Below are 10,822 nucleotides of genomic sequence, written 5' to 3'. Positions count from 1 at the left end.
TCGCGCAGGACACTCCCGCAGGCACCGTGGCTGAAGAGCCTGAGGCCACCATCATCGTTACCGGGTCGATCCTGCGCCAGGACGTGAACAACACGCCTTCGCCCGTCTCGGTCCTGACCTCCGAATCGCTGGAACAGCGGGGTATCCAGACCACGCAGGAAGCGCTGCAGCGCATCTCGTCGAACAACGGCGCGGCGCTCACCAACAGCTTCTCGGCCAATGGCGCGTTCGCGGCAGGTGCGTCCGCGGTCTCGCTGCGCGGCCTCACCACCAGCTCGACCCTGGTCCTGTTCGACGGCCAGCGCGCCGCTTATTATCCGCTGGCGGATGACGCGACCCGCAACTTCGTCGATCTGAACACCATTCCGGACGACATCGTCGATCGCGTCGAAGTGCTGCGCGATGGCGCGTCGTCCACCTATGGCGCAGACGCCATCGCAGGCGTCATCAACGTCATCACCAAAAAGCAATTCAAGGGGATTGGCGGGCGTGTCGAAGCCGGCATCACCGAACGGGGCGACGGCGAAAATTACCGCGCTACCCTGACGGTCGGCACCGGCGACCTTGGCCGTGACGGCTATAATATCTACGCCAGCGGCTTCTGGTATCGCCAGAACGCCCTCTACAACCGCGACCGGCCTTATCCCTATAATTCGCAGGACCAGTCGGGCATTTGTCGCGATGGCGTCTGCGGTCCGCAGGTCGGGCCCAATGGCGGTTCGATCAACCCGTCGAGCACCGGCTATGTCGGCTGGGCCGACGCAACGGGGACGAGCGACCGCCGCTCCTTCGCCACCACCTTCTTCGTCGCGCCGACCGACTCCAACAGCGCGCTCGACGATCCGCTCGGCCGCTATCAGTTCCTCAATCCCGCCGCAGGCTGTATTGCCGGAGAGACGCCTTACACCCTGACCGCGGCTGAACTGGCGGACACCGACCAGAATGCCTTTGCGCCCACGACGGTCTGCCAAGGCGATCTGGTGCGGCAATATGGCGTCATCTCGCCACGGATCGAACGCTTCGGCGGCGCGCTCAAGGCGACCGTCGCCGTCACCGACGACATCGAAGCGTCATTCACCGCCAATTATCTGCAGAGTAAGGTCAGCTACAGCGGCGAACCGGCGACGATCCGCGCCAACGGCCCGGCCGGCATCGCCTTCCCACGCTTCAGCACCTATAACAGCGGCCCGCCCAACGCGCCCGGCTCCTTTGCGCTGGCGCTGCCGGTCTATGTGTGCCCGCTGGTCAATGGCCTGCCCCAGCCGAACTGCGACGCCACCAACGGCACGCTCAACCCCAACAACCCGTTTGCCGCGCAGGGGCTGCAGGCCCGAATCCTCGGCCGCATTCCCAATCTGACCGAATTTAACGAAACGATCAGCCGCACCTATCGCGGGGCTTTCTCCATCGCGGGGCCGGTCACCGACAATTGGAATTTCGCGGCGGACATTGTCGGCATGGTCACCGACCTTACCCGCACATCGACGGGCTATGTCTATATCCAGAACCTGCTGAATGTGGTCGCCGACGGCAGCTATAATTTCGTCAATCCGCTGTCGAACAGCCAGGCGGTGCTCGATTATCTGTCCCCGGACAATATCACCAAGTCGAAATCCGAACTTTATGCCGCACAGATAAGCTTCAACGGCACGCTGTTCGAATTGCCTGCTGGGCCGGTCCAGCTCGGCTTCGGTGGTCAGATTCGCCTGGAATCGATCGATGCGCCTAGCGCCAACGCCGACTTTGCCGGGCCTACGCAGCGCTATTTCGTCCTGAATGCCTTCGGCACGAAGGGTGAGCGCGTCGTTCGTTCGGGCTTCGTCGAACTGAACGTCCCCGCCTTCGAAGGCTTCGAAGTCAACGCCTCGGGTCGCTACGATAATTATAACAGCGGGCAGGACGCTTTCTCGCCGAAGGTCGGTTTCCGCTACAAGCCGATCGATGCGCTGACGCTGCGCGGCACCTGGTCACGCGGCTTCCGCATCCCCAGCTTCGCGGAAGCCAACGCGCTGCCGACGACGGGCTTCGTCAACAACACGGCATCGACCTTCCCGGAATCCTATCTGGCGCAATTTGGCTGCACGCGGGCGACCTTCACCAGCTGCCCGACCTATCTCAGCTCCAGCAGCTATGGTCAGACCCAGCTCGCCAGCCCGGATCTGAAGCCGGAAAAATCGACCAGCTGGACGGCGGGCGTCATCTTCGAACCGACGCGTAACATCCGCCTCAGCGTCGATTATTACAACATCAAGAAGAAGGGCGCGATCATCCCCGCGCCGTTCGGCCCGGCTTTGGCAGCCTATTATTCGGGCCAGGCGATCCCGGCGGGGTACAACATCATCCAGGACTCCCCCGATCCGCAAAATCCCGGTGTCCTGCCGCGCGTGGCCTATGTCCAGGCGCCGCTTATCAACGCCAACACGATCCGGTCCGAAGGTCTGGACTTTGCCGCGACCGGGCGGTTCAACTTTGGCGATGTTCGTTTCACCAGCTCGGTGGAGGCGACCTACATCATCAATCTGGACACGACCTTCGCCGACGGCAGCCGCGAAAGCTATGAAGGGACGATCGGCAATTACAGCCTGACGGCTGGTTCCGGGACGCCCGAATGGCACGGCAGCTGGACCAACACGCTGGAATGGAACAAGTGGACTATTTCGGCGACGGCGGAATTTTTCGGCGGCTATAATCTGTCGGCAGAAGACGTCGAAGGCCCCGGAGCGTCGGGCGGTTGCGGCATGCTTTCGCCGCAGTTCGTCAAGTGCAACGTGGACGACTATATCACCGTCGATCTCACCACCAGCTACAAGCTCAACGACAATTTCACGCTCTATCTGAACGTGCTCAATGTCTTTGACGATCTGCCGCCGATCGATCCGGTCACCTATGGCGCGAACAACTACAACCCGGTTCAGGGCGGCACCGGCATCTACGGCCGCGCCTACCGTCTGGGCGTCACAGCCAACTTCTGATCGAAGCGATCAGGGCTAAAAAGGGGAGGGGCGCCGGTCATTCCGGCGCCCCTTTTTACGTGCTTAAGTCCCCGCACCTGAAGGGGAGTCGTGTATGGCCGTCACCCCACAGTTAACTGAAGCGCCCCATCGCCTTCATCCACCTTCACCCGCGACCCATCGGGCACTTCACCGCGCAGGATCAGGTCGGCCAGCGGGTCCTGCAGATAGCGCTGCACCGCCCGCTTCAGCGGCCGCGCGCCATAGACCGGATCATAACCGACCCGCCCGAGCCACGCCCGCGCGCCGTCCGTCAGGTCCAGCACCACCTTGCGGTCCTTGAGCAGTTTCTGCACCCGGCCGACCTGGATATCGACGATCGGGGCCATATGGCTTGCGCCTAGGCGATGGAACAGGATCACCTCATCCAGCCGGTTCAGGAACTCCGGCCGGAAATGCGCCCGGACGATGTCCATCACCTGATCCTCGACCTTCTCCACCGGCTCGTCGTCGGCAAGGCTGGCGATGAACTGGCTGCCCAGGTTCGACGTCAGCACGATGATCGTGTTGGTGAAGTCCACCGTCCGGCCTTGCCCATCGGTCAGCCGGCCATCGTCCAGCACCTGCAGCAGCACGTTGAACACATCGCCATGCGCCTTCTCAACCTCGTCGAACAGCACGACCTGATAAGGCCGCCGCCGGACCGCTTCGGTCAGCACGCCGCCTTCCTCATAGCCGACATAGCCCGGAGGCGCGCCGATGAGGCGGGCGACGCTGTGCTTCTCCATGAACTCGCTCATGTCGATGCGCACCATCGCGCTGTCGTCGTCGAACAGGAACCCGGCGAGCGCCTTGGTCAATTCCGTCTTGCCGACGCCCGTCGGGCCCAGGAACAGGAAGGAGCCAAGCGGCCGGTTCGGATCCTGCAAGCCCGCGCGGGACCGGCGCACGGCGGTCGCCACGGCCTTCACCGCGTCGGCCTGCCCGATGACGCGCTTGCCAAGCTCTTCCTCCATGGCGAGCAGCTTCTCGCGCTCGCCTTCCATCATCTTATCGACCGGAATGCCCGTCCAGCGCGACACGACCGAAGCGATGTCCTCGCTCGTCACTTCCTCGCGCAGCATCGCGTCTTCTGTAGCGCCTTCCACTTCGGCGATCTTCCGCTCCAGCTCCGGGATGCGCCCGTACGCCAGTTCGCCCGCTTTTGCGAGGTCGCCCGCCCGCTGCGCCTGCTCCAGTTCGACGCGGGCGGCGTCCAGCTGTTCCTTCAGCTTGCTCTCGCCCGCGATCTTGTCTTTTTCCGCCTGCCAGCGCTGGGTCAGCGCCGCCGACTGTTGTTCCAGATTGGCAAGATCCTCCTCCAGCGCGGCCAGCCGGTCCTTCGACGCCTTGTCGGTCTCTTTCTTCAACGCCTCGCGCTCGATCTTCAACTGGATGATCCGCCGGTCGAGATTTTCGATCTCTTCAGGCTTACTCTCCACCTCCATGCGCAGGCGGCTCGCGGCCTCGTCCATCAGGTCGATCGCCTTGTCCGGCAGGAAACGGTCTGTGATGTAGCGGTTGCTGAGCGTCGCCGCGCTGACGATCGCGCCATCGGTGATCCGCACGCCATGGTGCAGCTCATATTTTTCCTTCAGGCCGCGCAGGATGGAGATGGTGTCCTCCACCGTCGGTTCGCCCACGAAGACAGGCTGGAAGCGCCGCTGGAGGGCCGGGTCCTTCTCCACATATTTGCGATATTCATCGAGCGTCGTTGCGCCGATGCAATGCAGTTCGCCGCGCGCGAGGGCGGGCTTCAGCAGGTTGCCCGCGTCCATCGCGCCTTCGGACTTCCCCGCGCCGATAAGCGTGTGCATCTCGTCGATGAACAGGACGATCTGGCCTTCCGCGCCCTTCACCTCGTCCAGCACGCCTTTCAGCCGTTCCTCGAACTCGCCGCGATATTTGGCGCCCGCGATCAGGCTTCCCATGTCGAGCGCCATCAGCGTGCGGTCCTTCAGCGTGTCGGGCACGTCGCCATTGGCGATGCGCAGCGCCAGGCCCTCCGCAATGGCGGTCTTGCCGACGCCAGGGTCGCCGATCAGCACAGGGTTGTTCTTTGTCCGCCGCGCCAGGATCTGGATCGTGCGCCGGATCTCCTCATCACGCCCGATGACCGGGTCCAGCTTCCCTTCCCGCGCCGCTTCGGTGAGGTCGCGCGCGAACTTCTTCAGCGCGTCATAGCGATCCTCCGCACCCACCGTATCGGCCGTGCGGCCACCGCGCAGATTATTGATCGCCGCGTTCAGGCCTTCCGCCTTCACGCCCGCCGCCGCCAAAGCCTTGCCCGCCGCCGTCGTGGTCGCAAGGGTAAGCGCCAGCAACAGCCGCTCGACGGTGACGAAGCTGTCCCCCGCCTTGGCCGCGACCTGCTCCGCGCTGTCAAGCACCCGCACCGCGTCATTGTCCAGCCCCGGCGTCTGCTGCGCCCCGCTGCCCGATACTGCCGGCACTTTGGCCAGCGCCGAGTCGGTCTCGCGCACCGCCACCGCCGGGTCGCCGCCCGCAGCCTTGATCAGGCCAGACGCCATGCCTTGGCTGTCCTCCAGCAGCGCTTTCAGGAGATGCTCCGGGCTGATCCGCTGATGGCTCATCCGGATCGCGACGGTCTGCGCCGATTGCAAGAAGCCCTTGGCGCGGTCAGTGAATTTCTCGAGGTTCATGCCATCCTCTCGGGGTCTATGATGTCAGCCATGTAGTGTTGCTAAAAAGACACACAAGGGGCGCTTCTCCAAAAAGCTTTTCAATTCTCTATTTTATTGACGGTTTCGCCGCCTTCTCCGCCGCCGGCGCAAATTCATCCCCAAAAAAATCCCCCAAATACCATCGCGGCGCTTCATCAGAATCGGCGATTTCCCGGGCAATCGCATAATTCACCCGCGCGAATTTCGCCGCCGCCTCCCAATGGAAAGGCAAGCTCATCTGATCGGACGGCTGATGGTAATCCGTCTTCAAAAAATGCCTGAAAGCCTCTCGCCCCTGTCCGGCAAAGCCCGTCATCAGGAAGACGGCGGGAACCCCTTCTTGCACGAAGCGATAATGGTCCGACCGCGTGAACAGCCCCTCATCCGGCAGCGGGTCCCGCGACAAGGTGATGCCCGATTGCTCGGCCGCCTTCCGGACAATCGGCCCCAGCGTCGAATGTTCAGCGCCAAAGGCTATCACATCCTTAAAATCATAGGTCAGGATCGGCATGTCGAGATTGACCACGGCCACCATTCGCCCGCCGCTGGGCGTCACCGGATGCTTCGCCAGGAACTGCGAACCGAGCAGCCCGTCTTCCTCCGCCGTCACCGCAGCAAACAGGATAGACCGCCGCGGCCGCTTGCCCTCTTGCGCAAAGACCTTGGCCACCGCCAGCATGGTCGCGACGCCAGCCGCGTTGTCCATCGCGCCGTTATAGATCTTGTCCTGTCCCTTGGCTCCCGGCCGAATGCCCAGATGGTCGAGATGGGCCATCAGCAGCACATATTCCTTCGCCAGTGCAGGGTCAGACCCCGGCAACAGAGCGAGCACATTGCGGCTTGCGGTAGTCCTGACCCGGTTGCTTCGTTCCAACCGCACCGTCGGCCGAAGCGGAAAGCCCTTCATCCGCATGCCTTTCGCCGCCTGCTTCCGGACTATCTCCAAGGACGACCCCGCCCCCGCCAGCAAAGCCTCGGCCGCCGCGCCATTGGCATAGGCGCTCGCGACGACGGCTGGAGTCCGGCTAAAGCTCCGCCCATCCACATCCGCCCAACTGACTGCAGGGTCGCCCCCTCGCTCGCGCAGCCTAGCCCAGGGAACGCGCGCCAACTGATTCTCGCTGGGGATGGTGATGAGACCGATCGCGCCTGCCGCCTGCGCAGCCATCACCTTCTCCGCCGCCAGATGCGCGCCTATTTCGCTCGGCAACCCTGTTGGCGCGCCGGAAAGCGCGACCGCGAATTTTCCCTTGAGGTCCAGCCCGGCATAATCGTCAATCTTCTCGCGCACTGACGCGACGCCGTGGCCGACAAACACCGCCTGCGCTTCTATGCTTTGCCCGGGCTCGCGACCAAAGGCGCTAATGACGACGTCGTCGCCATTGTTGAACCGTCTGCCGCCGATGGTGAGCGATGGCGGCACATCCTTGTCGAGTTCGGCGATGGTGAGCGTCACGGGCTGATACCAGCTTCCCGGCAAAGCCTGCTGCAAGCCCAGAGCTTCGAACCGCGCAGCGACATAGCGGGCGGCAAGGTCATAGCCGCGCGTTCCTGCGTCCCTCCCTTCCAGCAGATCGTCGGCCAGAAACCCCACATCTGCGCGCATCTCGCCGCTGGAGAGGGCAGGCGGCTCATCCTTGGCTGCAGGGGCTGGGCCGGAGATAAGGAGGGAGAGCGCACAAGCGGAAATCAGGCAGCAGCGCACACCCATCAGGTTTCACCCTCTCTCTTGTCGGATCATGAGGTTATCGTGCGACGCTCCCCTGTCCAGCGGAATGCGTATTGCGTGCCTAAAACGCCCCGCTATGCTGCGCCCATATCTGGCGTGCGGCCGCATGCCACTGATTTCATGAGGCGCTGATGACTCTTCCTCCTCTCTCGCGCCGGCTGATGCTGGCGCTTGGCTTGTCCTCTCTCGCGCTCGCACCGATGGCGCCTGCCATTGCCGCGCCCGGGGTAGCTGCGCCTGCCCCGCTCTCCAGCCTGATCTCGGCGGTCGATATTCCCTATCAGCAGTTCACGCTTGAAAACGGGCTGCGCGTCATCGTCCATACCGATCGCAAGGCTCCCGTAGTGGCTGTTTCGATCTGGTATCATGTCGGGTCGCGTTTCGAGCCGCAGGGGAAGACCGGCTTCGCCCATCTTTTCGAGCATCTCATGTTCTATGGATCGGAAAATGCGGACGGCCCCTTCTTCGGGCGGCTGGAGGATATCGGCGCGACCGATTGGAATGGCACCACCTGGTTTGATCGCACCAACTATTTCGAGACGGTGCCGACAGGCGCGCTCGATCGGGCGCTGTTCCTCGAAGCCGACCGGATGGGCCATCTGTTAGGGGCTGTCACCCAGACCAAGCTCGATACCCAGCGCGGTGTCGTCCAGAATGAAAAGCGGATGGGCGAGAATGAGCCCTATGGCCTCGTCGAATATGCCCAGCTCGCCGCCATGCTGCCGGACGGGCATCCCTATCGCCACTCGACGATTGGCTCGATGGCGGATCTGAACGCGGCCAGCCTTTCCGATGTGCAGAATTGGTTCAAGACGCATTACGGCCCCAATAATGCCGTGTTGGTCCTTGCCGGGGACATTGACGTCCCCACTGCAAAGGCGAAGGTCGAGAAGTGGTTCGGCAAAATCGCGGCTGGTCCCGCGCCTAAGGATGTCGATGCGACGGTTCCGACGCTCGACAAGGACGTCGAGAAGGTGATGCACGACAATGTCGCCGCCACCCGGCTCTATCGCAACTGGATCGTCCCCGGCGTCAATTCGGCGGAGCTGCCTCAGCTTGACCTTGCCATGGCGGTATTTGGCGGCCTCAAATCCTCTCGCCTCGACAATATCTTGGTGCGGGGAGAGAAGGTTGCTGTTGGCGTCAAGGCGAGCATCCAGCCCTTTGAAAAGCTCTCGATCGCGGAGATCACGGTCGATGTGAAGCCGGGCCAGGATGCTGTGGCCGTGGGCCGACGACTTGATCAGCTGCTCGCCGACTATCTTGCCAAGGGACCGACGAGCGACGAAGTGCAGCGCGCCGCTACCCAGCAGCTTTCAGGCACCATCGGGAGCTTGGAGAAGGTTGGCGGCTTCAGCGGTAAGGCGGTGACGCTGGCGGAGGGCGCGGTCTATTCAAATGACCCTGAAAAATATAAGAAGGACCTCGCGCTCTACGCGACTGCCACGCCGCAGTCGGTGACCCAAGCTGCGCGCAAATGGCTGGGACGGCCGGTGTTCCGGTTAACGGTCGCGCCCGGTGAGCGTTCGCCCGAGGATAATGCGCTGGCGGGCAATGCGACCCATCATCCCGCCTATTTTCGCGATCCCAAGAAACCCGCGCCGGTTGCCGTCACGCCGCCACCGCCTACCAAAGTCGCGGAGCCGGCGATCGAGCCGGTCAAGGATCTGGAATTTCCCGTGGTTGAGCATGCGACGCTGAAGAACGGCATACCAGTGGTCTTCGCGCGCCGTGCGACTGTGCCGGTGGTCCGCGTTTCGGTGTCCTTCGATGCGGGCAATGCGGCCGATGACAAGGCGAAGCTGGGCACGGCGGGGCTGGCCACGGCGCTGCTCGATGAAGGCACGAAGACGCGCAGCTCGATCCAGATTGCCGAGGAGCAGGAGCGGCTGGGCGCTTCGATCAGCGCTGGCAATGGCATGGATAATACCAATGTCGGCCTTTATGCGCTCAAACCCAACCTCGACGCATCGCTGGGACTGTTGGCCGATGTGATCCGCAATCCCGCCTTCGCGCCCGCCGAGGTGGAGCGCCTGCGCGGGCAGCTGCTGACCCGGATCGCAGCGGAAAAGACCGAACCGATGCCGATCGCGCAACGCCTGCTGCCGCCGTTGCTTTACGGGCAGGCGCATCCCTATGGCATCCCGTTCACGGGCTCTGGCACGGAGAGCGGAGTGAAGGCGGTGACGCGGGCGGACTTGGTCGCGTTCCACGACAAGTGGCTACGTCCGGACAATGCGACGATCTTCGTGACCGGCGACGCCACGTTGGCCGATGTGATGCCGCTGCTGGAGAAGCGCTTCGGCAACTGGAAGGCGCCCAAGATCGCGAAGGGCACCAAGCTCTTCCGGACGGATCGGATGATGCGGCCGTCGCGGATCATATTGGTGGACAAGCCACAGAGCCCGCAGTCGATGATCCTCGCCGGGCTGCTCACAGGGAAGCAGGGAACCGACAATCCGGTAACGCTGATCACCGCCAATGAGGTGTTGGGCGGCAGTTCGACCTCTCGCCTAATCATGGATCTGCGCGAGACCAAAGGTTGGGCCTATTCGGCGGGGAGCGCGCTGCCCGGCGTCAAGGAGACGATCCCGCTGCTGGTCTTTGCGCCTGTGCAGACCGACAAGACGGGCGAGTCCATCGTCGCTGCGCGCAAGGACATTGCCGACTTCCTGACGAGCAAGGGAACGACGCAGGCCGAGCGAAACCAGACGATCAATAGTCAGATCCTCTCGCTGCCCGGGAGTTTCGAGACCTCGTCCGATCTGCTGGGAGCGATGATGCGCAACCGGCTGCTGGGGCGGCCCGACGATTTTTATGAGAAGCTGCCGGCGATCTATCGGGCGATGACTCCGGCAGACCTGGACAAGGCGGCGCGCGAGGCGATCAATCCGGATCGGCTGATCTGGGTCGTGGTGGGCGATGCGAAGCTTGTGCGGCCGCAGCTTGACGCGGTGGGCCTGCCGGTCGAGATGGGCACATTGGCCGACTGACGGCAGATAAGGAGAATGACGATGGCTGGTGTCGATGGAGCCTATGATTGCGTGGCGAAGACGCCGCTGGGTGAGCAGAAGGGCGTGCTGACGGTCGTCAGTTCGGGTGACAGCTTCCATGGCACCTTTGCTGGGATGATGGGATCGCTGGATGTGGCCGAAGGGAAAGTCAGCGGCAACAAGCTGACCTGGAAGATGAACATGACGATGCCGATGCCAATCACCATGGATTGCGAGGCTGAGGTTAGCGGCGATAGCATCAGCGGAACGATGCAATTGGGCGCTTTTGGAGCGGCTGGCTTTTCAGGGACGAAGAGGGCCTGACATCCGGGATTCCGGGGGTTTTGGAACTCTCGGAATTTGAATGCGAAAAGGAAATAGCGACTTAAACGGGATTTTTTGACACGGTTAATTTAGTTGGCTATC

General features: G+C 62.8%; 5 protein-coding genes. 3 read left to right on the top strand and 2 right to left on the bottom strand.

What is annotated here, in order from left to right; all coding sequences use genetic code 11:
• Positions 1-2,972, top strand: a 2,972-nt coding sequence (locus ACFO3E_RS13765; protein ID WP_380805426.1) for a TonB-dependent receptor domain-containing protein, incomplete at its 5' end; no start/stop codon positions are given.
• 101 nt (positions 2,973-3,073) lie between these two features.
• On the opposite strand, the gene clpB is transcribed toward ACFO3E_RS13765, so the two are convergent.
• Positions 3,074-5,653: an ATP-dependent chaperone ClpB gene (gene clpB, locus ACFO3E_RS13760; RefSeq protein WP_066526088.1), complete on the bottom strand. Its 2,580-nt coding sequence runs from the start codon at positions 5,651-5,653 to the stop codon at positions 3,074-3,076.
• A gap of 88 nt (positions 5,654-5,741) precedes the next feature.
• The gene (locus tag ACFO3E_RS13755) at positions 5,742-7,385 is read right to left on the bottom strand and encodes a M28 family metallopeptidase (RefSeq protein WP_380805423.1); all 1,644 of its coding nucleotides are present in this window, start codon (positions 7,383-7,385) and stop codon (positions 5,742-5,744) included.
• 149 nt (positions 7,386-7,534) lie between these two features.
• Here ACFO3E_RS13755 and ACFO3E_RS13750 point away from each other — a divergent pair, with 149 nt between their 5' ends.
• Together ACFO3E_RS13750 and ACFO3E_RS13745 are read left to right on the top strand one after the other, a co-directional pair.
• The gene (locus ACFO3E_RS13750) at positions 7,535-10,396 is read left to right on the top strand and encodes a M16 family metallopeptidase (protein ID WP_380805420.1); all 2,862 of its coding nucleotides are present in this window, start codon (positions 7,535-7,537) and stop codon (positions 10,394-10,396) included.
• Between the two features lie 21 nt (positions 10,397-10,417).
• Positions 10,418-10,720, top strand: a complete 303-nt coding sequence (locus ACFO3E_RS13745) for a hypothetical protein (protein WP_066528958.1) — start codon at positions 10,418-10,420, stop codon at positions 10,718-10,720.
• Positions 10,721-10,822: the final 102 nt, after the last annotated feature.

Origin of the sequence: Sphingobium tyrosinilyticum (genome assembly GCF_042654265.1) — a bacterium.
Classification (GTDB): domain Bacteria; phylum Pseudomonadota; class Alphaproteobacteria; order Sphingomonadales; family Sphingomonadaceae; genus Sphingobium; species Sphingobium tyrosinilyticum.
The sequence above is the reverse complement of the archived record's forward strand: the minus strand, read 5'-3'. Positions and strand labels throughout refer to the sequence as shown.